We start from the raw sequence: 22,430 nt of genomic DNA, 5'->3' as shown, positions 1-22,430 counted from the left end.
GGCTCAGGCCTTCGAAACGGGCTGCTTCTCATCGAGCCGGCTGTAGATCCGTTCGGGGGTCAAGGGCAGGGCACGGTAGCGGATGCCGGTGGCGTCGTGGAGCGCGTTCGCCAGGGCGGGGGCCACCGGGTTGATGCTGCACTCCGCCATCCCTTTCGCCCGCAGGGGGCCGACGGAGTCCGCCGAGTCCACCAGGAGCACCTCGGTGCGCGGGACGTCGGCGTAGGTGGGGATGCGGTAGTTGCGGAAGTTCGGGTTGACCACGGCCCCGTCCGCGTCGACCTGGAAGTTCTCGGTCAGCGCGAAGCCGATGCCCTGGGCGACGGCGCCCTCCACCTGCCCCCGGACCTGTTGCGGGTTGATGACCACGCCGGCGTCGGTCGCCTGGACGCTGTACAGGATGCGGATCTCCCCCGTCACCCGGTGGACCGCGATCCGGAACCCCTGGGTGTTGGAGGTGACGCTGCGGGGCGAGCCGTAGGCCTTGCGGGCGGCGGTGAACCGGATGCCGCGCGTTCGGGCCAGCGCCACGAGCTCGGCCAGGGTCACGCGCCGGTCGCCGCAGGTGACGCCGTCGTCGTCCATGGAGCACATCACGAGGTGGACGCCCGTGTGGGCGGCCGCGAACTCCAGGATGCGGTCGCGTACGGCGTTGGACGCGCGCAGCACCGCGTTGCCCGACACGAACAGACCCGCGCTCGCGAAGGCGCCGGTGTCGAATCCGGTGCGGTCGGTGTCGGACTGCACCAGACGGATCCGGGAGGGGGTGGTACCCAGTTGGCCGGCCGCGATCTGGACGTGGGCGGTCGAGGTGCCCTCTCCGAACTCGCTGGTCCCGACGGCCACCTCGTAGACGAGGTCGTCGCCGAGGGTGACCCAGGCCTCGGAGATGTGCTCGGTCGGTGGTGCGGTCTCGTGCAGGGAGCTGGCGACGCCGGAGCCGATGAGCCAGCCGGGGCCGAGGTTCGGCTCCGGCGCCGGCCGGGCCATGGCCCGGTCCACCAGGTCGATGCACTTCGCCAGTCCGTCCTCGGTGAACGTCACGTCGTCCGGGCCGTCGTGCATGGCGACGAGCGGGTCGCCGGGCCGCACGATGTTGCGTCGCCGCAGTTCGAGCGGGTCCATGTGCAGGGCGAGGGCGAGCTCGTGCATCGCGGACTCCATGGCGAACGCCGGCTGCGTCATGCCGTAGCCGCGCAGGGCCCCGCTGGGCACGGTGTTGGTGTAGACCGAGTACGCGTCGTACTTCTTGTTGGGGCAGCGGTAGATCATCACGGCGGCGCCGCCCGCGTACAGCGTTTCGCCGCCGTGGTTGCCGTAGGCGCCGGTGTTCGACACGTTGCGGACCTGGACGGCCGTGAGCGTTCCGTCCGCCTTGGCACCCAGTCTGACCGTCAGCTGCATCGGGTGCCGCGGCGAGGCGGTGGTGAACTCCTCCTCGCGGGTGTACTCGAAGCAGACGGGCCGCCCGGTGTCCAGCGCGGCGAGCGCCACCAGGTCCTCCGAGATCACTTCCTGTTTGCCGCCGAAGCCGCCGCCCACCCGCTTGCAGAACACGCGCAGCTGGTCGGGGCGCAGCGCGAACAGATAGCTCAGCTTGACCTTGGCGATCGACGGCGACTGCGAGCTGGTGCGGACGTTCAGCCGCCCGTCCTCCATCCAGGCGATCGAGCCGTGCGTCTCCAGGTGTGCGTGTTGCACGCGTGGTGAGAAGTACGTGCCTTCGTGTATCACGTCGGCTTCGGCGAACCCCGCCTCCACGTCCCCGATGTGGGAATGGAGTTCGAGCAGGATGTTGCGGACGGGATCGCGGACGAAGGGATCGGGCGTTCCGTGTATCTGCGGTGCCCCCTCGGCCATGGCCTCCTCGGGGTCGAACACCGCCGGCAGCCGCTCGTACTCGACGTCCACCTTGCGGCAGCCCTCCTCCGCCGCGCCGGGGGTGTCGGCCAATACCGCGGCGACGCGCTGGCCCACGAAGCGGACCGTGTCGTCGAGGATGTAGGTGTCGTCCGGATCGACCAGGTGATCGGTGTGGATGGCCGTGGTGAAGCGCCTGCGCGGCACGTCCTGCCAGGTGTAGACGCGGTGCACACCGGGCACCGCGAGGGCGGCGGTCTTGTCGATCGAGACGATGCGGGCGTGCGCGTGGGGCGAGTGCACCACCTTGAGGTGCAGCATTCCCTCCATCCGGGTGTCCATCGTGAACTCGGCCCGGCCGGTCACCACGTCGTTGGCCGCGGGTGCGCCGACGCTCGTTCCGACGGCCTTTCCCGGCTTGGCCGTCTCCACGCCGACGACGCCCTTCACCGCGTCCTCCACGGCTCGGTAGCCGGTGCAGCGGCAGAGGTTGCCCTTCAGCGCCCGGGGCAGGTCCCCCTTCTGGGCCTCGGTGAAGGCCGCCGAGGTCATGATCATCCCTGCGGTGCAGAAGCCGCACTGGAATCCGGGCGCGTCGCGGAACCGGCGCTGCATCGGATGGAGGTCGCCTGGCGAGCCGAGACCCTCGATGGTGGTCACCTCGTGGCCGTCCGCACGGAACGCGGGAGTGATGCAGCTGTGGATCGGACTGCCGTCCAGCCACACCGTGCAGGCGCCGCAGTCGCCCGCGTCGCACCCCTTCTTGACGCCGTGGTGGCCGAGCGAGCGCAGGAAGGTGCGCAGGCACTGGCCCGGCTCCGGCTCCCGGTCGAAGGCCTTGCCGTTGACGCTGTACGTCATGACGGGTTCCCGTCCGTGAGTTCGCTGCGGATCTCTTCGACGAAGTGCTTCGTCAGATGGCGGCGGTGGTCCGGGGTCCCGTTGGGATCGGCGAACCAGACGTCGCCCGGAATGGCGTCGATGCTCTGCTGCAGGCCGGGGGCATCGGGCATGGTGTCGAAGGCCAGGCGCACCGGTCGCGTGGTGCCCGCCGTGACGGTGAGCAGCAGGTCGTTCGCGCCGGGCGTCCGGGTACCGATGATGAAGACGGTCGAACGGCCGAGGTGGGTGAGGGTGAAGCGGCGGTGGGCGGCGCGTTTCCTCAGGGCGCTCGCCGGGATGCGGACGCGCCGCAGTACCTCGCCGGGAGTGAGGATGTTGCGGTGGTCGCCGGTCACGAAGTCGAGGGCGTCCACGGTGCGCTGGGAGCCGTCCGGGGCCCAGAGTTCGTACGTGGCCTCCAGTGCCACCGTCAGCGTGATCATGGGGCCGGCCGGCAGCGACATGCAGATGTTCCCGCCGACGGTCGCCGCGTTCCAGACCTTGAAGGAGGACAGGAAGGCCTCGCAGCTGGCGGTGAACAGCGGGCCCGCGGTCCAGTCCTCCGGATACGCGAAGGCGTAGAGGTCGCGGATGGTGCACGTGGCACCGATCTCCAGGCCCCTGTCGCTCGGGACGAGGGGATCCCAGCGCAGTGCGGTGAGATCGATCAGGCGGCGCAGGTCGGGCTGGTCCGCGGAGTACAGCCAGGTTCCGCCCGCCAGCCAGGCGTCGCCCTCGCGCCAGTCGGCGGCCGGCCGCTCGGAGGGCCGCCGGACGACTTCGGTGATGGTGTTGAGGTCCAAGGGGACCGACCTCCCTCAAGACGAGCGTGGTGCGACCGAGGGGCGGCCTGGCGACTGCCGTTCCAGTCTAGAGAGCGCAGCCGCGCGACGCAGGGCGACCGGTACCCCCATTACCTTCTTGGTGGCCCGCAATGGGGCGCCCGGCCTCCGGAGTTGGCATGACTTTCTCCCCCTGTCGAACGCATGGCCTGGGGGGTGGTGTCACCGGCTCCGGAGGCATCGACAGACCGCTGATTAGGGGCATGACCACCGACCTTTCCGCAGGTCGGGAGGCTCTTCGTAATGTGGATGTGGCGATCGGTGCCGTGGGACGGCCGGGCAGGGACGACCGGAGGACGCACGTGATCGACGTCAGCGACATCGGTGTCTTCCTCGGCCTGGACGTCGGCAAGGGCGAACACCACGCCACCGCCGTCACCCCGGCCGGGAAGAAGACCTTCGACAAACGGCTCCCCAACAGCGAGCCCAAGCTCCGCGAGGTCTTCGGCAAGCTGCAGGCCAAGCACGGAACCGTGCTCGTGGTGGTCGACCAGCCGGCCTCCATCGGGGCCCTGCCCTTGGCGGTCGCCCGGGACATGGACTGCCCGGTCGCCTATCTGCCCGGACTGACAATGCGGCGGATCGCGGACCTCTACCCAGGCGAGGCCAAGACCGACGCCCGCGACGCCTTCGTCATCGCCGACGCGGCCCGTGTCATGCCGCACACCCTCCGCTCGGTCGATCTCGAAGACGAGACGATCGCCGAGTTGGAGATGATCGTGGGCTTCGACGACGACCTGGCCGGCGAAGCAACGAGGATCAGCAACCGGCTGCGGGGCCTGCTGACACAGATCCACCCGTCGCTGGAACGGGTGCTGGGCCCGCGAGTGCAGCACCCGGCGGTGCTCAGGCTTCTCGACCAGTTCGGCTCCCCTGCCCAGATCCGCAAGGCCGGACGCCGACGGCTCGTGACGTTGATACGCCCGAAAGCACCGCGGATGGCCGAGCGACTGGTCGAGGACATCTTCACCGCCCTGGACGAACAGACCGTCGTCGTTCCTGGCACGGACGCGGCCGCACTGATCGTCCCCAGCCTCGCCAACTCGCTGCAGGCAGTGCTTGACCAGCGGAAACTCCTCGCCGCCCGGATCGAGGAACTGCTGGAGAGCCACCCTCTTTCCAAGGTCCTGACGTCCATGCCGGGGATCGGCGTCAGGACCGGAGCACGGATCCTCATCGACGTCGGCGACGGCACTTCGTTCCCGTCCGCCGCCCACCTCGCCGCCTACGCCGGCCTCGCCCCGGCGACCCGCAGCTCAGGCTCCTCGATCCGGGGCGAACAACCCTCCCGCCGCGGAAACAAGCAGCTCAAACGGGCCTTCTTCCTATCCGCGTTCGCGGCTCTGGCCGACCCGACGTCCCGGGCCTACTACGACAAGAAGATCAGCCAGGGCAAGCACCACACCCAAGCCCTCCTCTGCCTCGCCAGACGCCGAGTCGACGTGCTCTTCGCGATGCTCCGCGACGGCACCTTCTACGAACCCCAACCCGCCCCCACGGGTTGACGAAACCCATAGGGGCACCCCCCCGCCCCCCTCACGCAGGGGCGTCAAGCGGCGGCTTCACGCAGCGCGGCGCGACCGCTTCGGACAGCAGCCGCCCCGGGCCGGCGGCGGTCACCGCGCCGCACCCCACCGTCGTACGAGCGCCTCGGTGGTGGTCACCTCGGCGACCAGGGCCAGGCAGTGGCGGACCACCTCGGCGGTGTAGGCGGCGGGCACCCCGGCGATGGCGTCGGCGGGGACCACGGCGCGGTAGCCGAGGTTGACGGCGTCGAAGACGGCGTTGGGGACGGCGATGTTGGCGGAGACGCCGACCACGACGAGGGTGCGGATGCCGAGGTTGCGCAGCAGGGCGTCCACATCGGTGCCGGCGATCGGCGAGAGCCCGTGCAGCCTTCGGACGACCAGGTCATGTGGCGCCACCTCGATGGGGGCGGCCACCTGCACCGCGGGGCTCCCGGCCAGCTGGCGCACGGGCAGCCGCCCGGCGGCCCGGAACAGCCGGGCGTTGGCGTTGGCCCCGAGCCCGTCGGGCCGCCGCTCGGCCACCGCGTGCAGCACCTGTACGCCGGCCCCGTGCGCGGCGTCCACCAGTGCGGCCACGCGCGCCAGCATCCCGGAGTCCCGGGCCTCTTTCGCGAGCTCGGGCAGGGCGCTCTCCTCGCCGACGACGCCGCTCTGGCACTCGACGGTGAGCAGTGCGGTGGTGGCGGGATCGGCAGCGGGTTCCCGCAGCGGTCCGGATTCCGTCATGGCTCCCCCTGGCGTGGCAACGGCGGAGCCCGCATGCTTCCTGACACACAGTCAGATGTGAAGGGGCGTGGGACGGATGGACACGGCACGCGGGACCCAGCGGCGGGGCCGCCGCATCATGATGACGGACGAGGAGGTGGGCGCCTTCCTGCGCGAGCAGCGCACCTGCCGGGTGGCCACCGTCTCCCCCGACGGCCGCCCCCACGTGGGCGCCCTGTGGTTCGCGTGGGACGGCCGCTCGCTGTGGCTGTACTCGATCACCCGCAGCCGCCGCTGGTCCGACCTGGCCGGGGACCCGCGGATCTCGGTGGTCGTGGACGCGGGCGAGGAGTACGGGGAACTGCGCGGGGTGGAACTGTCCGGCAGGGCCGTCTTCGTGGGCGAGGCCCCGCGTACGGGGGAGCCGTGCCCGGAGCTGGCGGAGGTGGAACGCATCTTCCCGGCCAAGAACTTCGGGATCCCGGACATGCCGCACGACGGACGCCACGCCTGGATCCGCCTCACCCCGGAGTCGGTGGTCTCCTGGGACTTCCGCAAGCTCTAGTGTCGCGAGTCGGAGATGTGCCGGCGGATCGGCCAAAGGAATCTCCGACTCAGGCACCAGGGCAGAAGTGTCGACGATCGGTCCCGGCCTTGCCCTGGCGCCGCAGTGGACCGGACAGGACCTGGCCCAGGAGGTACGCGTCAGAGGTCGGCGGCGACCTGCTCGAGGGCCTCGACGGCCGCCCGGATCGAGGGCCGCCGGTCGGCGTCCGCCCGCCAGACCACGTACACGTGCCGCCGGACCGCCTCCGCCACCGGCAGCAGCCGGACCCCGGGCGGCACCGGGCCGCGCCCGAGCCGGGGCGTCACGCACACCCCGAGACCGGCCTCCACGAAGGCCAGCTGTGTGTGGTGCTCCTCGGCGATGTGCCGGACGCGCGGCTCGATGCCGATGCCGCGCAGGGTGAACACCAGCCACTCGTGGCAGAACTGGCCCTCGTTCCAGGAGATCCAGTCCTCGTCTGCGAACTCCGCGAGCGAGATCCGGGAGCGGCCGGCGAGCCGGTGGCCGGCCGGGACCGCGATGTCGCAGGAGTCGTCGAGCAGGTGGGCCCGCGCGAGCTCCGCCGGCACCGGCATCCGCTTGTTGTGCCAGTCGATGGCCAGGGCCAGGTCCAGGTCCCCGCGCACGACCGCCGCCATGCTCTCCTCGGGCTCCTGCTCCCGCACCAGGGGCCGCAGTTCGGGGTGGGCCCCGCCCAGCACGGTCAGGGTCTGGGGCAGCAGCCCGCGCATGGCGGTCGGGAAGGCCCCGATCCGCAGCTCGCCGATGGCGCAGCCGCGCCGGGCCTCGACATCGGCCTGGGCCAGCTCCACCTGGGAGATGATCCGGGCGGCGTGGTCGGCGAGGAGCCGCCCGGCGTCCGTGAGGCGGACCCCGCGGCCGTTCTTGGCCAGCAGCGGCTGGCCGACCTCGCGCTCCAGCTTGGCCATCTGCTGGGACACCGCGGAGGTGGTGACGTGGAGCCCGTCGGCCGCGCCGCTGACCGAGCCGTGGCGGGCGAGGGCGTCGAGGGTGCGCAGGCGCTCCAGGTTCAACATGTAAGCAATGCTACGCGGTGGTACCAAAAGAGTCTCGCTTGTCCTACGTAGTTGCGCCGGGGAGAGTACTCCTCATGAGCACACCCACCACCGCGCGCCGCCTGCTCGGGACGACCTCCGCCCTCTCCCCCACCGCCCGTACCGCCCGCAGCGCCCGTGTGGACTGGCGGCTGCGGTTCGCCCTGCTGTCGGTGGTGTGGGGCTTCAGCTTCCTGTTCATCAAGCTGGGCACCCAGGCGTACGCGCCCTTCCAGGTCGCCCTCGGCCGCGTCTTCTTCGGCTCGCTGGCCCTGCTCGCCGTGCTCCTGGTCCGCCGCGAGCCGCTCCCCAGGGGCCGCCGTACGTGGGCCCACCTCACCGCGGCGGCGCTCCTGCTCAACACCGCCCCCTTCGCGCTCTTCTCGTACGCCGAGCTCAGCATCCCCTCCAGCCTCGCCGGCATTTGCAACGCCACCTCCCCGCTGTGGGGCATGGCGCTGTCGCTGGTGGCGCTGTCCGAGGACCGCCCGACGCGGCGCCGCTTCGCGGGCCTGGGCCTGGGCTTCCTCGGCGTGCTGACCGTCCTCGGCGCCTGGCAGGGCTTCGCGGGCATCGACGCCACGGGCACCGCCCTGGCCCTGCTGGCCTCGCTCTGCTACCCGATCGGCTGGATCTACGTCCGGCGCACGCTGGCCTCGGTGCCGGGCTCGCCGGTGGCGCTGACCGGGGCGCAGCTGATGGCCTCCACGGTCCAGCTGCTGCTGCTCAGCTCCCTGTTCACGTCGGCGCCCGCCTCGTTCCCGCTGTGGCCGACGCTGTCGGTGGTCGCGCTGGGCGCCCTGGGCACGGGGATGGCCCTGCAGATGCAGTACGGGCTCGTGGCGGAGATCGGCCCGACCACGGCCCAGATGGTCACGTACTTCATCCCGGTCATCGCCACCACGGCGGGCGTGGTCCTGCTCGGCGAACAGCTCCACTGGAACACCCCGGTGGGCGCGGCCGTCATCCTGGCCGGCGCGGCCCTCAGCCAGACCCGCGCCCGCCCCCGCGCCACCACCGGCGCCACCGGCGCCACCGGCACCAGCACCAGCACCAGCACCAGCACCAGCACCAGCACCAGCACCAGCACCAGCACCAGCACCAGCTGACCGGCTCGCCGCCACCCCGCGCCGGAATCCGACCCGCCCCGCCGCACGGGGCGGGTCGCCGGACATCCTCCGGCGACCGTTCACCACGCATGGGGGGATCCATGCCGGTCTTCTAGCTCCTGCTCGCGCCTGCGGGCCGGCTTGGCGTCCCGCAGGCGCTGCTGAACGCGACGGCCGCCCGCTTCCTGGGCGCCGTCCTGGCGGTCCTCGGCACGCTCACGGCCCTGACGGCAGCGCGGGCACGAGACCGCGGCGGTCAGCCGAAGCGGCTGCCCGGGGAGGGGCGGACCGCGGCCGCCAGGGCGTCGGCGAGCTCCACCACCTGCGCCGGCTGCAGCCGGGACACGGAGAGCCGTACCGCCGGCGGCGACTCCAGACGGAACCGGCCGCCGGGGGCCACGACCCAGCCCGCGGCCAGCAGCCGGGCCACGACCGCCGTCTCGTCCGCGACCGGCACCCACACGTTCATCCCGCTGCGCCCGTGCGCGGGCACGCCCCGCTCGCGCAGCGCGGCCACCAAGGCGTCCCGCCGCTCCCCGTACGACCGGGCCACCGCGGCGTGGTCGACCGCCCCGGACTTCCACAGCTCGACCACCGTGTACTGCAGCAGCCGGCTGACCCAGCCCGGGCCCAGGCGCTGGCGCCCGCGGACCCGGTCCATCGTGACCTCGTCGCCGGTCAGCACCGCCAGCCGCAGGTCCGGCCCGTACGCCTTCGCCGTCGAGCGGCTCAGCGCCCAGTGCCGGGTGACGCCGACGAGCGGGTGCAGCGGGACGTCCACGATGCCGTGCCCGTGGTCGTCCTCGATCAGCAGCACCTGCGGATACCGGGCGAGCACGGCCCTCAGCTCCCGGGCCCGCGCGGCGCTCACGGCCGCCCCGGTCGGGTTCTGCGCCCGCGCGGTGACCACCACCGCCCGCGCCCCGTCCGCGAGCACCCGCTCCAGCGCCTCGACGCGCGGCCCCTCGTCGTCCAGTGCCATAGGCAGCACGCGCAGCCCGAGCGCGGGCACGAGGTCCAGCATGCTGCCCCAGCCCGGGTCCTCGACCGCCACCGCGTCCCCCGGCCGCAGGTGCGCCGACAGCACCCGCTCGATGCCGTCCAGGGCACCCGAGGTGAGCGCCACCGGCCCGGCCGGCACCCCGGCGGCGCCGAAGTCGGCGCGGGCCAGCCGCTCCAGCTCGGGCACGACCGGCTCCTGCCCGTACAGGGTCGGCTCAGCCGCGTACCGCCGGGCCGCCGCGGCGAGGGGCGCATCCAGGGAGGGCAGCAGCGAGACGTCCGGGTTGCCCTCCTGGACGTCGCGCATGCCCGGCGGCACCTCCATCCGCATCGCGTCGCGCGGGGTGGTGGCGGGGCGCGAGCGCACCCGGCTGCCGCGCCGGCCGTCAGTCTCGATGACCCCGCGCTCGCGCAGGGTCCGGTACGCGGCGGCGACGGTGTTGGGGTTGACGCCCAGCGCCCCCGCGAGCTCCCGCATGGGCGGCAGCAGCGTTCCCGGCACCAGGGCCCCCGAGGCCACGCCCGCTTCGACACTGGCCGCGATATCCGATGCGCGGCGCCCTTCGATCCGATACTCTCCTAGCACAAACAACATTATGCACTAGTGCAATGGAGTTCGCACCATGACCGCCACGCCCGAGACGACCGAAGCGCACGCAGCAGCCGACGGCGGCTACGCGCCCACCGACCGCACCGTCCCGAGCCGGGCGCGCGAGCGGGCGCACTACGACCGCGAAACGGTCCACGCGATACTCGACCAGGCCTACGTCTGCCACCTCGGCTTCGTCCGCGACGGCGCCCCCGTGGTCCTGCCCACCCTGTACGGCCGGGTGGGCGAGACCCTCTACCTGCACGGCTCGACCGGCTCCCGCCCGCTGCTCGCCGCCGGCAAGGCCGACCCGGGGCTCCCCGTCTGCGTGACCGTGACGCACGTCGACGGCCTGGTGCTGGCCCGCTCGGCCTTCCACCACTCGATCAACTACCGCTCGGTGGTCGTACACGGCACCGCCTACCAGGTGACCGACGAGGACGAGCGCCGCATGGCCCTGGACGCCCTCGTCGACCACGTGGTCCCGGGCCGCTCGGCGGACTCCCGGCCCGCCAACGCCAAGGAGCTCGCCGCCACGGCCGTGATCCGCCTCGACCTCGCCGAGGTCTCGGCGAAGATCCGCACCGGCGGCCCGAACGACGAGCCCGAGGACATGGACCTGCCGTACTGGTCGGGCGTGGTCCCGGTCGCGCCGGTGCACGGAACCCCCGTCCCGGCCGACGACCTGGCGCCCGGGATCGCCGCCCCGGACTACCTCGCGGCGCTCTGAACCGGCACGGCGGCAGGCCTCGGCCCGGGCCTGCCGTCCGCCGGCCGCCGCGCCTCGGCGGCGATCAGCGCCGCCACCGCGGTCAGCAGCAGTACGGTGCCCAGCACCACCGCGCCGGTCAGCCGCTCCCCCAGCAACAGCACGGCGATCACCGCCGCGCTGACCGGCTCGATCAGCATGATCACGGACACGGTCGCGGCCCGCACTGCCGCGGCCCCGGTGAAGTAGAGGGCGTACGCGAGGGCCGTCGGCACGGTGGCGACGTACGCCAGCAGCCACAGCACCCGCCCCACCTCGGCGGTGTGCGGCCACAGGCCCTCCGCCGCGGCGAGCGGCAGCAGGCACAGCGCGCCCACCCCGGCCGACCAGGCGGTGGTGACCAGGGGATCACCGCCGGCCCCGCGCCGCCCCAGCAGGCGGGCCCGCAGGGTCATCCCCGCATACCCGGCGGCCGAGAGCAGCGCCCAGCCGACGCCCAGCGGCCGGACCTCGCCGCCGCCGCTGCCCAGGACGAGCACGGCCAGCCCGGCCAGCGCCCCGGCGACGGCGGCCGCGCCCCCGCGGCCGAGCCGCTCGCCCATCCAGCGGCGGGCGCCGAGGGCGATGAGCACGGGCCCGGCGCCGAGGGTGACGACGGTGCCGACGGCGAGGCCGGTCTCGCGCACGGCGGCGAAGTACGCGGCCTGGAAGACGGTGAAGAGCAGCCCGGTGCCGATGAGCGAGGCCACCGACGGGCGGGCGCCGCCGGCCGCGCCCCCGCGGGGCCTGCGGCGCACGGCGAGCACGCCGAGCAGCACCGCCAGCCCGCCGGCGCACCGCCAGAAGGTCAGGGAGAGCGGTCCGAGGTCACTGGCCAGGAACAGCAGGGAGGCCGCCGCCCCGGCGGTGCCCCAGGCGGCGCCGGCGACGACGAGGTACAGGAGGGAACGCCCGGCAGCGGGCGAGGAATGTGACACGTTGTTCTCCGCGCATGCGTGAAGGATGAGGAAGAGAAGGTCATCGCTTCGCGGGCAGCGCCGACCGGCCCGGGGACCACCCGGGTCGGGCTCTCGTCTGGCCGAGGGCGGCCCGCGCTACGCGGCAGGCGGCGGAAGAACGGTCGAATGCATGGTTCGCACCCTATGCGGCGGTCGTCGCCCGGTCCAGCGGAGCCGGATCGGTTCCTTCCGCCCCCGCCGGGGCCGACCGCGAGGACTGGGCGATGAAGGCCCCGCCCAGCACCAGCGCGCCGCCGACGACCTGCGGGGTCGAGAGGTGCTCGCCGAGCAGGATCCAGGCGAAGACGGTGGCCACGACCGCCTCCAGGCAGGCCACGACGCCGGCCACCTGCGGCGAGAGGCTGCGCACCGAGACCACTCCGGTCAGGTACGCGAACACCGTCGCGACCAGCACGACCCAGGCGAGCAGGAGCGCCGCCGGCACCTCGGTGGAGCCCATCAGGGCCTTGCCGGCCAGCACATCCCAGTCGATCTCCCAGGGCCGGGCGATCACCGTCATGACGAGCGCGCCGACGATCATGCCGTACGCGATCACGCCGATCGGGTCGGGCGCGTCGTCGCCGTCGGCGCCCTGGTCCGCGAAGATGAAGTAGAAGGCCTGGCAGCAGGCGGCGCACAGGCCGAGGAGCACGCCGAGCGGGTCCAGGCTCAGCCCGGACCAGACCTCGACCACGCAGGCCAGCCCGACGACGGCCACCGCGGCACCGGCCGCGGCCGCCCGCGTCACGGGCTTGCGCTGCACGAAGCGGATCCAGCCGAGCAGCAGCGCCGGGCCCAGGTACTCGAGCAACAGGGCCACCCCGACCGGGATCCGCGAGAGCGAGGCGAAGTAGAAGGCCTGCACGCCCGCGACGGCGACGATGCCGAACCCGGCGAGCAGCAGGGGTTTGCGCCGCAGCAGGCCGCGGTGGCGCCAGGCCAGCGGCGAGAGCACCAGCGCCGCCCCGCCCACCCTGAGCCAGACCATGTGGAGCGGGTCGATACCCGCCTCGATCAGCGGCTTCGCCGCCACTCCGGAACCGCCGAACGCGAACGCCGAGACCAGCGCGAGGACCAGCCCGGAGTTCTTCCCTGTCGCCTGCATCCGGCCATCATGTCAGGGCGGGTAAGGAGCGTCACGATCATGACACCTGTTGAGACGCACACAACACCCACGGCGACTGGGCGGCCACTTCTGACAGGTCGTCAGTATTGAATGTTCCGCCCTCCGGGGCTACGTTCCGCCGCACGTACCCGACGGGAAGGGGTGGCCCCATGGCCGAAGTCACCGCGGAATCACGCATCGAGGCGTCCGCCGCGAAGCTCTGGGCCCAGCTGACGGACTGGGCGGCGTACGGCCAGTGGAGCATGACGCACACCGGCTTCCCGAAGGGCGGACCCGAGACCCTCGCGCTCGGCGTGACCTTCGAGGAGAACATGAAGATGATGGGCTTTCCCGCCGAGGTGCTGTGGACCGTCTCGGAGCTGGAGGAGGAGCGCGTCTTCGCCATCACGGGCAAGGGCCCGATGGGGGTCGCCGTCCTGACCCGCTACACCCTCGCCCCCGACGGCGACGCGACCACCGTCCGCATCGACGGGGAGTTCACGGGCGCGGCCGTCTCCCTCATGGCGGGCAAGCTGAAGGACTCCGCCACCGCCGCCCTGAACGAATCGCTGCGCAGGCTGGCCGGCCTGGTCACCGCCTGACCCGCCACCCGCCCGCACGTACGCGAGCGCGCCCCGCGAGAGGACTCGCGGGGCGCGCTGCGCTGCAGTGGCCGGACGGGCTCAGTGCTCGTCGGCCAGGATCAGGTAGAGCTTCCTGCGGGCGTCGTTGATGACCGCGAGGGCCTTCTCACGCTGCTCGGCGCTGCCGGTCTTGAAGACCTGGCCGAAGGCCTCCATCAGGCCGACCCCGGCCGTCCGCACCTCGTGCATCGCCTCGAAGTCGAAGCCGCGCCCGGCCTCGGCCCAGGGGGCCTCGGACCCGGACTCGGCCTCGGTACGGCCGGCGTCGGTGAGCGTGAACAGCTTCTTGCCGCCCTCGCTCTCGCTCGCGATGAGCCCCTCGTCCTCGAGCAGCTGGAGGGTCGGGTAGACCGAGCCGGGGCTGGGCTTCCAGGCCCCGCCGCTGCGCTCGCCGATCTCCCGGATCATCTCGTAGCCGTGCATCGGCCGGTCCTTCAGCAGCGCCAGGATCGAGGCGCGCACGTCGCCGCGCCGGGCCCGGCCGCGCGGTCCGCCGCGGCCGCCGCGCCCGCCGAAGGGGCCGGCGCCGAAGGGCGGCCCGAACGGGCCGAAGGCAGCGCGCCGCCCCGGGAACTCCTCCCGACGATCGGGCCCGCAGTGCCCGTGGCCCCGTCCGTGCTCGTGCCCGGTGCCGTTGCCGTGTCCGTGCTTTCCGCGTGAACGCATGGCTGCGCTCCTTTCGCCTTGGTGTCTTCTCGTGTCGCTGTTTGCGATGCTCCAACTATCACCGACCGTTCGCGATGCGTCAACGATATATCGGAAACTCGTACCGAACATGTCTCTGACCAGGCCAGTCATCCCGAATTGGCCTTTGTTGACGATCAGATGCGGCCCCTACCGTCGGGGGCATGCGCCTGAGAATCGTCGACGCCTTCACCGACCGGCCCTTCCGCGGCAACCCCGCCGGGGTCCTGCTCCTGGAAGACGGCTTCCCCGCGGACGCCTGGCTCCAGCAGGTCGCCACCGAGGTCAACCTCTCCGAGACCGCCTTCGCCCATCCCCTGCCGCCGGGCGGGGAGGCCGACTGGGCGCTGCGCTGGTTCACCCCGGTCGGCGAGGTCGACATGTGCGGCCACGCCACGCTCGCCACGGCGCACGTCCTCGCCTCGAACGGCCTGGCCGAGGGCCTGATCCGGTTCACGGCCCGGTGCGGCATCCTCACCGCCGAGTCCGCGCCCGACGGGACCGTCACCCTGGACTTCCCCACCTCGTCCCTGACGCCGGTGGCCCCCGAGGCCGCCGTACGGGACGCACTCGGCGCCGAGATCAGGTCCGTCCACGACACGGCCGGGCACATCGGCGACCTGCTCGTGGAGCTGGCGGACGAGCGGACCGTGCGCGAGCTCACCCCCGACATCGCCGCCCTGCGCGGCTACGCCCGGCGCGGCGTCGTCGTCACCGCACCCGCCGAGGACCCCTCCCGCGGGTACGACTTCGTCTCGCGCGGCTTCTTCCCGGCCTTCGGGATCGACGAGGACCCCGTCACCGGCAGCGCCCACACCGCCCTCGCCCCGTTCTGGGCCGCTCGCCTGGGCCGCACACAGCTGACCGGCCTGCAGGGCGGCGCCCGGACCGGGCTGGTACGGGTCACCCTGGCGGGCGAGCGCACGCTGCTGACGGGCAGCGCGGTCACGGTCATCGACGGCGAGCTCCTCGCCCGCCCCTGAGGCCAGACCGCGGGGCCGGCCGCCGGCTACGGGGTGGGCAGCCAGCCCACCTTGCCGGCGAGCAGCGCGTACCCGCCGAAGGCCACGATGTCGAGCAGCGCGTGCGCCACGACCAGCGGAGCCACCCGGCCCCACCGGCGGTAGGCCAGCACGAAGACCGCGCCCATCACCATGTTGCCGACGAACCCGCCGATGCCCTGGTAGAGGTGGTAGGAACCGCGCAGCACCGAGCTCGCGACCAGCGCCCCGGCCGGGGACCAGCCCAGCCGGTCGAGCCGGCGCAGCAGGTAGGCCAGCACGATGACCTCCTCCACCACGGCGTTCTGCACCGCGGAGAGGACCAGCACCGGGAACTTCCACCACACGTCGGGCAGCGCCTCGGGCACCACCGTGAGGTTGAACCCGCTCGCCCGGGCCGCCAGGTAGAAGGCCAGCCCCGCGCTCCCGATCCCGGCGGCGACCAGGGCCCCGCGGCCCAGGTCCCAGCCGGGCCGGGTGCGGTCGAAGCCCAGGACCCGCAGCCCCGGGACGCCCTCGCGGGTGAGCAGGTGGGCGACCAGCAGCACGGGCACGAGGGCGGTGCAGATGCCGAACAGCTGCCAGGCGAGGTCCAGCCAGGGGCGGCCGGGGGCGTACGAGCCGTTGAGGGTGGCGGCCTGGTCCTTCAGGCCGCCGGGCTTGGTCAGCGAGCCGATGAAGCTGATCAGCGAGGAGACGGCGCTCGCCCCCAGCGACAGCGCCAGCACGAGCAGCGTCTCGGCGCGCAGGATCCGCCGCTGCCCGTCCTCCTGCAACGACCCGACCACCGGCTCCGGCTGCGCCCGCACGTCCGACTCCCGTCCGCCCTCTGCGTTCCGACCACCCCATACTGCCTCGTCGCCGGGGCAGCGGGATCACCGGCCGGTGCCGGGGCACGCCGGGCCCGGTGGCGGAAGCACACCGGACCCGGCGCGGTTCAGGGCCGGCGGGCCGGTACGGGGGCCGGTGCGGCCTCCTCCTCCACCAGGCCCACGGGCCAGGTGTGGACGGGATCGCCCTTGTGCATCAGCTCGCTGTAGCGCCGGGTGATCGCGGCGAGTGCGCTGTCCCGGTCCATGCCGCCCGCGAGGGCCCGGTGATAGGTGTCCACCTGCCAGGTCGCCCCGTTCACCCGGCGCTGGCAGCGCTCTTCGATGATGCCGAGGTAGTGGTCGCGGTCGGCCGGCTCGATGCCCCACGCGTCCAGGCCCGCCGCCGCCATCGGCAGCAGCTCGTCCAGGACCAGCCGTACGGCGGGGACGCTCGCGAGGCCTCCGCCGCGGCCGCGGCGCGGCCACCGCAGCCGGGCGTCGATCCCGTACCGGCAGGCGGCGTCGAAGTTGGCCTCGGCCTCGGCGAACGGCAGCCGGGTCCACACCGGGCGCGGCTCGTCGGCGAGGGTGCGCACGAGTCCGTAGTAGAAGGCGGCGTTCGCGACGACGTCGGCGACCGTCGGCCCGGCGGGCAGCACCCGGTTCTCCACGCGCAGGTGGGGCACCCCGTCGGCGATCCCGTAGACGGGCCGGTTCCACCGGTAGACGGTGCCGTTGTGCAGGACCAGTTCCTGCAGGCTCGGCACCCCGCCCTCGGCGAGCACCCGCAGCGGCTCCTCCTCGTCGCAGATGGGCAGCAGGGCGGGGAAGTAGCGGACGTTCTCGGCGAAGAGCTCGTACACCGACTCCACCCAGCGCTCCCCGAACCAGGTCCGCGGCCGTACTCCCTGCGCCTGGAGCTCGGGCGGCCGGGTGTCGGTGGCCTGGGTGAACAGCGGCGGCCGCGATTCGCGCCACAGCTCGTGCCCGAACAGGAAGGGGGAGTTGGCGCCGACGGCTATCTGTACGGCGGTCACCGCCTGGGCCGCGTTCCACACGTCGGCGAACCGGGCCGGCGTGACCTGCAGGTGCAGCTGTACGGAGGTGCAGGCGGCCTCCGGGACGATCGACCCGGTGCTCCAGGTGAGCCGCTCGACCCCGTCGATGTCGAGCAGGAAGTCCTCTCCGCGCAGCATGAGGATCTGCTCGTTGAGCAGCGAGTAGCGGTCCACCGCCGAGAGGTTGGCGGTGACCAGGTCGGAGCGGGTGAGCGTGGGCAGGATGCCGATCATCACCACCCCGGCGTCGATCTCCGCGGCCTGCCGGTGGGCGTAGCCGAGCCCGGCGCTCAGTTCTTCGGCGAGCTGGTCGAATACCCGGCCGCCGAGCCGGTGCGGGAGGACGTTCACCTCCAGGTTGAACATTCCGAGTTCGGTCTGGAAATCCTGGCTCGCAATCCGCTCAAGAACCTGTGCATTCACCATGCGCGGCATCCCGTCGGCTCCCGCGAGATTCAGCTCGATCTCCAGCCCCATCATGTTCTTGGGGCGATCGAACCTCTTCTCCGCCAGAAGCCGCTCCAGTCCCTCCAGGCACTCGTGGAGCTTCCTCCGATACCGTTGCCGATCGGACAGGTCGAATCCGCCCGCCACGACCTTCTCCCCCATCGAAGCGTCCCTCCTCGAGTGGGCGTCGCCCGGGCACCCGGGCGCGCGTGTACGGTCGATGATGCCCCGGCGGCGTGATCGATAACGCGGCGGGGGCATGCACGGCGGGGAGCGTGCGCCGGTTTGGCCGAAGGGCGCCATGGCACATTCACCTGGCAAGGCGTCGTATGCAATTTCCACATCGGATTTGCCGGCTCCGCATATTCGGCGCTTTTCAGCCGAGCCCCTTTCCGGTAACCTCCGAGGTCAGCGCGACATGTTCGCGTGTATCCGACATGAATGCCATGACAGCGGGACCGGTAAGCGCCTTGTCGGCAATGGGCGGGACAGCTAGCCGAAACACTGTGTGAACACATGTCGTATAAACTCCGCAAACGAGGCAGAGAGTTGGCGCGCGGCCATTGCCCCTCAGCCCCCCTCTGGCCCCAGAATGCGACAGCGCCGTCCGCACCTGCCCCCGTTCCACAGGTCTCCCAAGTGAGAGGCGACCCACCATGCCGCTGCATGTCCCCCCGGCTCCCGCGCCCGCCCTGCGCAGCGTCCTCGCGGCACTCGGTTCCCCCACGGCCCTCGCGGCGGGTACTCCCGCCCTGCGCGCCTTCCAGGGTCCGCTGACCGCCGAACTGCCCCTGCCGGTCCACGTACTCGACCGGCTCGGCATGGCCCAGCCGGCCGTCGGGGCCCGCCCGCCCCGCACCCGGCTGACCGGCTGGCGGTTCCTGATCCGCGGCGGCGACCGCCACGTCGCCGCCGCCGACACCCGGCTGACGCCGGACGGCTGGGTCTTCTCCCATTTCTTCGAGGGCCCCTACGTCGCCGCCACCGAGCGCGCCCTGCGCCAGGCGGAGTCGCTCGGCAAGAACTACCAGCCCCGGCTGCTGTCCGTACCGGAGCTGTACATGCTGACCCTCTGGCTGCACGGGTCGGTGGGCGCCGATGCCTCCGCCGGGCTGCCCGCCGCCGCGGACCTGCTGGTTCCACTGGCGCCGGCGCCGCCCGGGATCGCCGCGTACCGGCCGCATCCGGTGTCCGAGCTGCTGCCCGTGATGACCCACCGGCTCACCCCGCCGGCCCCGCCGGTCCGCCCGCCGCTGGCCGCGCCCGCTGCCTGACCGGCCGCACCACCCGCACGACCCATTCGGTCTAGCCCGCTCGTGCCATCCCCGAACCATCCGAAATGACAGGGGAGTTGGGCTGAACCGCCCGCACGAGTGATGCGTCATCAATCTGTGAGGACAGCTGCCGGAAATCCCTGCGGACGCGAGTCCCGAGGGGAACACTGGGACCCTGACCACACCGAGACGTTGATACGGGGGGCGGCCATGAACAAGGCATCGAGCCGCAGCACACAGACCACACCGCAGCGAAAGAACGCATCCATGTGCCAGCACCAGCCAGCGTGCCCGTCAGCCGACTCCGCCGACCGGGAGGCCGCCAAGCCGGTGGCCAACCACCCGGAACAGGGCTGGAGCCTGCTGTGCAACGGCGTCCTGCTCTTCGAGGACACCGGTGAGCTGCTGCCGGACGGCCAGATCATCGCACCGCACCGTCCGTTGGCGGCGGCGCACGTGGTGAAGGCGGCCTAGGCGGCCCGGTCGACCACAGCGCTGACGAGAACAGTAGAGAAGCCGGCCCGGGAGCGTCGCTCCCGGGCCGGCTTCTGTGTCAGTTCACACCGTGGTGTGTCAGGTGTGGATCAGGTGTGTCAGTTGTCGTACTCGTCCAGCGGCGGGCAGGAGCAGACCAGGTTCCGGTCGCCGAAGGCACCGTCGATGCGGCGCACCGGCGGCCAGTACTTCTCCGCGGCCACGACACCGCCGGGGAAGACGGCCTCGTCGCGGGTGTACGGGTGGTTCCACTCGCCGCCCAGCGAGGCAGCGGTGTGCGGGGCGTTCGCCAGCGGGTTGTCGTCCGCCGGCCACTCGCCGCCCGCGACCCGCTCGATCTCGGCGCGGATGGCGATCATCGCGTCGCAGAACCGGTCGATCTCGACGAGGTCCTCGGACTCCGTCGGCTCGATCATCAGCGTGCCGGCCACCGGGAAGGACATGGTCGGGGCGTGGAAGCCGTAGTCGATCAGACGCTTGGCGATGTCGTCCACGCTCACGCCCGTCGCCTTCGACAGCGGGCGCAGGTCGATGATGCACTCGTGCGCGACCAGGTTGCCCGGGCCGGTGTAGAGCACCGGGTAGTGCGGCTCCAGGCGCTTGGCGATGTAGTTGGCACCGAGCACCGCGACCTGGGTCGCGCGCTTGAGGCCCTCGCCGCCCATGAGGCGCACGTACGACCAGGAGATCGGCAGGATGCCGGCCGAGCCCCACGGCGCGGCCGAGATCGGGCCGACGCCCGTCTCCGGGCCGGCGGTCGGCTGCAGCGGGTGGTTCGGCAGGTACGGGGCCAGGTGCGCCCGGACACCGACCGGGCCGACGCCCGGGCCGCCGCCGCCGTGCGGGATGCAGAAGGTCTTGTGCAGGTTCAGGTGCGAGACGTCGCCGCCGAAGTGACCCGGCTTGGCCAGGCCCACCAGGGCGTTGAGGTTCGCGCCGTCCACGTACACCTGGCCGCCGGCCTCGTGCACCTGGGCGCAGATGTCGGCGACGTGCTCCTCGAACACACCGTGCGTCGACGGGTAGGTGATCATCAGCACGGCGAGCTCGTCGCGGTACTGCTCGATCTTGGCGCGCAGGTCGTCCGCGTCCACCTCGCCGTCGTCGGCGGTCTTGACGACGACGACCTTCATGCCGGCCATCACGGCGGAGGCCGCGTTGGTGCCGTGCGCGGAGGACGGGATCAGGCAGACGGTGCGCTGCTCGTCGCCGTTGGCCCGGTGGTAGGCGCGCACGGCCAGCAGGCCGGCGAGCTCACCCTGGGAGCCGGCGTTCGGCTGGATGGAGACCTTGTCGTAGCCGGTGACCTCGCAGAGACGTTCCTCCAGCTCGGAGATGAGCGTGAGGTACCCCTCGGCCTGCTCGACCGGGGCGAACGGGTGCAGCTGGCCGAACTCGGGCCACGTCACCGGCTCCATCTCGGTGGTCGCGTTGAGCTTCATGGTGCAGGAGCCCAGCGGGATCATGCCGCGGTCCAGCGCGTAGTCCTTGTCGGCGAGCTTGCGCAGGTAGCGCAGCATCGCGGTCTCGGAGCGGTGCTGGTGGAAGACCGGGTGGGCCAGGTACGCGTCCGAGCGCAGCAGGCCCTCGGGCAGCGCGTCGGCGGTCGTCTCGTCCAGCGCCTCGATGTCGGCGGTGACACCGAAGGCGGTCCAGACGGCCTCGACGTGGGCGCGCAGGGTGGTCTCGTCGACGGAGAGGGAGACGTGGTCGGCGTCGACCTGGAACAGGTTGACCCCGGCCTCGCGGGCGGCGGCCACGACCTCGGCGGCCTTGCCGGGCACCTTGGCGGTCAGGGTGTCGAAGTACGAGCCGTGCACGAGCTCGACCCCGCCGGCCGTCAGACCGGCCGCGATCAGCGCCGCGTAGCGGTGCGTGCGGCGGGCGATCGAGCGCAGGCCGTCCGGGCCGTGGTAGACGGCGTACATGCCGGCCATGACGGCGAGCAGCACCTGCGCGGTACAGATGTTGCTGGTGGCCTTCTCGCGGCGGATGTGCTGCTCGCGCGTCTGCAGCGCGAGGCGGTACGCCTTGTTGCCGTCCGCGTCCACGGAGACGCCGACGAGGCGGCCGGGCAGCGAGCGGGCGTGCTTGTCCTGGACGGCCATGTAGCCGGCGTGCGGACCACCGAAGCCCATCGGGACGCCGAAGCGCTGCGTGGTGCCGACGGCGATGTCGGCGCCGAGCGAGCCCGGGGAGGCGAGCAGGGTCAGGGCGAGCAGGTCGGCGGCGACGGCGACGATCGCGCCGAGCCCGTGCGCCTGGTCGATGACCGGCTTGATGTCCCGGACGGCACCGGAGGCGCCCGGGTACTGGATCAGGACGCCGTAGACGCCGCGCTCGGCGATCTCGGCGGGGATGCCCGCGGACAGGTCGGCGACGACGACCTCGATGCCGATCGGCTCGGCGCGGGTCTCGATCACGGCGATCGTCTGCGGCAGGGCGTCGGCGTCGACGAGGAAGACGTTGCCCTTGGCCTTGCCCACCCGGCGGGCCAGGGTCATGGCCTCGGCGGCCGCGGTGCCCTCGTCGAGCAGGGAGGCGCCGGAGGTCGGCAGGCCCGTCAGGTCCGCGACGACGGTCTGGAAGTTGAGCAGCGCCTCGAGGCGGCCCTGGGAGATCTCGGGCTGGTACGGGGTGTACGCGGTGTACCAGGCCGGGTTCTCCATGACGTTGCGCAGGATCACCGGCGGGGTGAAGGTCCCGTAGTAGCCGAGACCGATCATCGGGGTGAGGACCTGGTTGCGGCCGGCGAGACCGCGCAGCTCGGCCAGCACCTCGGCCTCGGTCAGTGCCTCGGGCAGGTTCAGCGCCTCGGCGCTCTTGATCACATCCGGCACCGCGGCGGCGGTCAGTTCGTCCAGCGAGCCGTAGCCCACGTGGGCGAGCATCTTCGCCTGCGCCTCGGCGTCCGGGCCGATGTGGCGCTGCTCGAAGGGAATGCCTCGCTCAAGCTGGGAGAGCGGAATGCGGTTGGCGGTCATGTACGGAGGCCTCCTGGGTCGTACGACCTGCGAGGGGCACCACGGCGCGGGCGCCCGGACGGCCTCCCCCTCTGTCAT

At 72.3% G+C, this 22,430-nt stretch carries 19 protein-coding genes; 8 read left to right on the top strand and 11 right to left on the bottom strand.

All coding sequences use genetic code 11. The features are described from left to right. Positions 1 to 3: 3 nt before the first annotated feature. A complete protein-coding gene (locus tag AB0F11_RS28870) occupies positions 4 to 2,721 on the bottom strand; it encodes a molybdopterin-dependent oxidoreductase (RefSeq protein WP_362179717.1) in 2,718 nt (905 codons plus the stop codon). Then, positions 2,718 to 3,545 (bottom strand): FAD binding domain-containing protein, encoded by an 828-nt coding sequence (locus tag AB0F11_RS28865; RefSeq protein WP_362179715.1) that lies wholly within the window; start codon positions 3,543 to 3,545, stop codon positions 2,718 to 2,720. The genes AB0F11_RS28870 and AB0F11_RS28865 overlap by 4 nt, the downstream gene beginning before the upstream one ends. Before the next feature lie 341 nt (positions 3,546 to 3,886). On the opposite strand from AB0F11_RS28865, the gene AB0F11_RS28860 reads away from it, so the two are divergent. After that, positions 3,887 to 5,089, top strand: coding sequence for an IS110 family transposase (locus tag AB0F11_RS28860; RefSeq protein WP_362179712.1), 1,203 nt, complete (start codon positions 3,887 to 3,889; stop codon positions 5,087 to 5,089). A gap of 111 nt (positions 5,090 to 5,200) precedes the next feature. Here AB0F11_RS28860 and AB0F11_RS28855 read toward each other — a convergent pair whose 3' ends face one another. After that, positions 5,201 to 5,839: a cysteine hydrolase gene (locus AB0F11_RS28855; protein ID WP_362179710.1), complete on the bottom strand. Its 639-nt coding sequence runs from the start codon at positions 5,837 to 5,839 to the stop codon at positions 5,201 to 5,203. Between the two features lie 76 nt (positions 5,840 to 5,915). On the opposite strand from AB0F11_RS28855, the gene AB0F11_RS28850 reads away from it, so the two are divergent. Continuing rightward, positions 5,916 to 6,383 (top strand): pyridoxamine 5'-phosphate oxidase family protein, encoded by a 468-nt coding sequence (locus AB0F11_RS28850; RefSeq protein ID WP_362179707.1) that lies wholly within the window; start codon positions 5,916 to 5,918, stop codon positions 6,381 to 6,383. A gap of 140 nt (positions 6,384 to 6,523) precedes the next feature. On the opposite strand, the gene AB0F11_RS28845 is transcribed toward AB0F11_RS28850, so the two are convergent. Beyond that, the gene (locus AB0F11_RS28845) at positions 6,524 to 7,423 is read right to left on the bottom strand and encodes a LysR family transcriptional regulator (RefSeq protein ID WP_362179704.1); all 900 of its coding nucleotides are present in this window, start codon (positions 7,421 to 7,423) and stop codon (positions 6,524 to 6,526) included. 74 nt (positions 7,424 to 7,497) lie between these two features. Here AB0F11_RS28845 and AB0F11_RS28840 point away from each other — a divergent pair, with 74 nt between their 5' ends. Beyond that, positions 7,498 to 8,550 (top strand): DMT family transporter, encoded by a 1,053-nt coding sequence (locus AB0F11_RS28840; protein WP_362179702.1) that lies wholly within the window; start codon positions 7,498 to 7,500, stop codon positions 8,548 to 8,550. A gap of 256 nt (positions 8,551 to 8,806) precedes the next feature. On the opposite strand, the gene AB0F11_RS28835 is transcribed toward AB0F11_RS28840, so the two are convergent. Further along, positions 8,807 to 10,138: an aminotransferase class I/II-fold pyridoxal phosphate-dependent enzyme gene (locus AB0F11_RS28835; RefSeq protein ID WP_362179699.1), complete on the bottom strand. Its 1,332-nt coding sequence runs from the start codon at positions 10,136 to 10,138 to the stop codon at positions 8,807 to 8,809. Between the two features lie 37 nt (positions 10,139 to 10,175). Between AB0F11_RS28835 and AB0F11_RS28830 the strand changes: the two genes are divergently transcribed. Next, a complete protein-coding gene (locus AB0F11_RS28830; RefSeq protein WP_362179696.1) occupies positions 10,176 to 10,871 on the top strand; it encodes a pyridoxamine 5'-phosphate oxidase family protein in 696 nt (231 codons plus the stop codon). Here AB0F11_RS28830 and AB0F11_RS28825 read toward each other — a convergent pair. Next, positions 10,853 to 11,827, bottom strand: a complete 975-nt coding sequence (locus AB0F11_RS28825; RefSeq protein ID WP_362179693.1) for an EamA family transporter — start codon at positions 11,825 to 11,827, stop codon at positions 10,853 to 10,855. The two genes, AB0F11_RS28830 and AB0F11_RS28825, sit on opposite strands and share 19 nt — an antisense overlap. A gap of 163 nt (positions 11,828 to 11,990) precedes the next feature. Next, positions 11,991 to 12,953 carry an EamA family transporter gene (locus tag AB0F11_RS28820; protein ID WP_362179691.1) on the bottom strand — a complete coding sequence of 321 codons (963 nt, stop codon included), beginning with the start codon at positions 12,951 to 12,953 and terminating at the stop codon, positions 11,991 to 11,993. A gap of 170 nt (positions 12,954 to 13,123) precedes the next feature. On the opposite strand from AB0F11_RS28820, the gene AB0F11_RS28815 reads away from it, so the two are divergent. Next, on the top strand, positions 13,124 to 13,555 hold the full coding sequence (locus AB0F11_RS28815) for an SRPBCC family protein (RefSeq protein WP_362179688.1): 432 nt from the start codon (positions 13,124 to 13,126) through the stop codon (positions 13,553 to 13,555). Between the two features lie 81 nt (positions 13,556 to 13,636). Here the strand turns inward: AB0F11_RS28815 and AB0F11_RS28810 are convergent, their stop codons facing one another. After that, positions 13,637 to 14,263, bottom strand: a complete 627-nt coding sequence (locus AB0F11_RS28810; RefSeq protein WP_362179685.1) for a PadR family transcriptional regulator — start codon at positions 14,261 to 14,263, stop codon at positions 13,637 to 13,639. Between the two features lie 182 nt (positions 14,264 to 14,445). On the opposite strand from AB0F11_RS28810, the gene AB0F11_RS28805 reads away from it, so the two are divergent. Continuing rightward, positions 14,446 to 15,264 carry a PhzF family phenazine biosynthesis isomerase gene (locus AB0F11_RS28805; protein ID WP_362179683.1) on the top strand — a complete coding sequence of 273 codons (819 nt, stop codon included), beginning with the start codon at positions 14,446 to 14,448 and terminating at the stop codon, positions 15,262 to 15,264. Between the two features lie 26 nt (positions 15,265 to 15,290). Here AB0F11_RS28805 and AB0F11_RS28800 read toward each other — a convergent pair whose 3' ends face one another. Further along, entirely contained in the window at positions 15,291 to 16,091 is an 801-nt protein-coding gene (locus AB0F11_RS28800) for a type II CAAX endopeptidase family protein (RefSeq protein WP_362179680.1), read from the bottom strand. A 128-nt stretch (positions 16,092 to 16,219) separates the two neighbouring features. Continuing rightward, positions 16,220 to 17,761, bottom strand: a complete 1,542-nt coding sequence (locus tag AB0F11_RS28795; RefSeq protein ID WP_362179677.1) for a glutamate-cysteine ligase family protein — start codon at positions 17,759 to 17,761, stop codon at positions 16,220 to 16,222. A 494-nt stretch (positions 17,762 to 18,255) separates the two neighbouring features. Here AB0F11_RS28795 and AB0F11_RS28790 point away from each other — a divergent pair, with 494 nt between their 5' ends. Both AB0F11_RS28790 and AB0F11_RS28785 read left to right on the top strand, forming a co-directional pair. Next, on the top strand, positions 18,256 to 18,873 hold the full coding sequence (locus AB0F11_RS28790) for a hypothetical protein (protein WP_361916323.1): 618 nt from the start codon (positions 18,256 to 18,258) through the stop codon (positions 18,871 to 18,873). 267 nt (positions 18,874 to 19,140) lie between these two features. Continuing rightward, positions 19,141 to 19,347: a DUF5999 family protein gene (locus AB0F11_RS28785; protein ID WP_356852505.1), complete on the top strand. Its 207-nt coding sequence runs from the start codon at positions 19,141 to 19,143 to the stop codon at positions 19,345 to 19,347. A gap of 119 nt (positions 19,348 to 19,466) precedes the next feature. Here the strand turns inward: AB0F11_RS28785 and gcvP are convergent, their stop codons facing one another. Next, positions 19,467 to 22,352, bottom strand: coding sequence for an aminomethyl-transferring glycine dehydrogenase (gcvP, locus tag AB0F11_RS28780; RefSeq protein WP_362179674.1), 2,886 nt, complete (start codon positions 22,350 to 22,352; stop codon positions 19,467 to 19,469). Positions 22,353 to 22,430 lie beyond the last annotated feature (78 nt).

This window comes from Streptomyces sp. NPDC032472 (assembly GCF_040636955.1).
Classification (GTDB): domain Bacteria; phylum Actinomycetota; class Actinomycetes; order Streptomycetales; family Streptomycetaceae; genus Streptomyces.
Note: the sequence above shows the minus strand (reverse complement) of the source record. Positions and strands in the feature narration are given on the sequence as shown.

Bases quoted from the DNA above. Each gene is read 5' to 3' on its own strand.
- AB0F11_RS28845 (WP_362179704.1), bottom strand. From the start codon at position 7,423: ATGTTGAACCTGGAGCGCCTGCGCACCCTCGACGCCCTCGCCCGCCAC.
- AB0F11_RS28840 (WP_362179702.1), top strand. From the start codon at position 7,498: ATGAGCACACCCACCACCGCGCGCCGCCTGCTCGGGACGACCTCCGCC.
- AB0F11_RS28870 (WP_362179717.1), bottom strand. From the start codon at position 2,721: ATGACGTACAGCGTCAACGGCAAGGCCTTCGACCGGGAGCCGGAGCCG.
- AB0F11_RS28810 (WP_362179685.1), bottom strand. From the start codon at position 14,263: ATGCGTTCACGCGGAAAGCACGGACACGGCAACGGCACCGGGCACGAG.
- AB0F11_RS28820 (WP_362179691.1), bottom strand. From the start codon at position 12,953: ATGCAGGCGACAGGGAAGAACTCCGGGCTGGTCCTCGCGCTGGTCTCG.
- AB0F11_RS28785 (WP_356852505.1), top strand. From the start codon at position 19,141: ATGTGCCAGCACCAGCCAGCGTGCCCGTCAGCCGACTCCGCCGACCGG.
- AB0F11_RS28805 (WP_362179683.1), top strand. From the start codon at position 14,446: ATGCGCCTGAGAATCGTCGACGCCTTCACCGACCGGCCCTTCCGCGGC.
- AB0F11_RS28795 (WP_362179677.1), bottom strand. From the start codon at position 17,761: ATGGGGGAGAAGGTCGTGGCGGGCGGATTCGACCTGTCCGATCGGCAA.
- AB0F11_RS28815 (WP_362179688.1), top strand. From the start codon at position 13,124: ATGGCCGAAGTCACCGCGGAATCACGCATCGAGGCGTCCGCCGCGAAG.
- AB0F11_RS28790 (WP_361916323.1), top strand. From the start codon at position 18,256: ATGCCGCTGCATGTCCCCCCGGCTCCCGCGCCCGCCCTGCGCAGCGTC.
- gcvP (WP_362179674.1), bottom strand. From the start codon at position 22,352: ATGACCGCCAACCGCATTCCGCTCTCCCAGCTTGAGCGAGGCATTCCC.
- AB0F11_RS28830 (WP_362179696.1), top strand. From the start codon at position 10,176: ATGACCGCCACGCCCGAGACGACCGAAGCGCACGCAGCAGCCGACGGC.
- AB0F11_RS28850 (WP_362179707.1), top strand. From the start codon at position 5,916: ATGGACACGGCACGCGGGACCCAGCGGCGGGGCCGCCGCATCATGATG.
- AB0F11_RS28855 (WP_362179710.1), bottom strand. From the start codon at position 5,839: ATGACGGAATCCGGACCGCTGCGGGAACCCGCTGCCGATCCCGCCACC.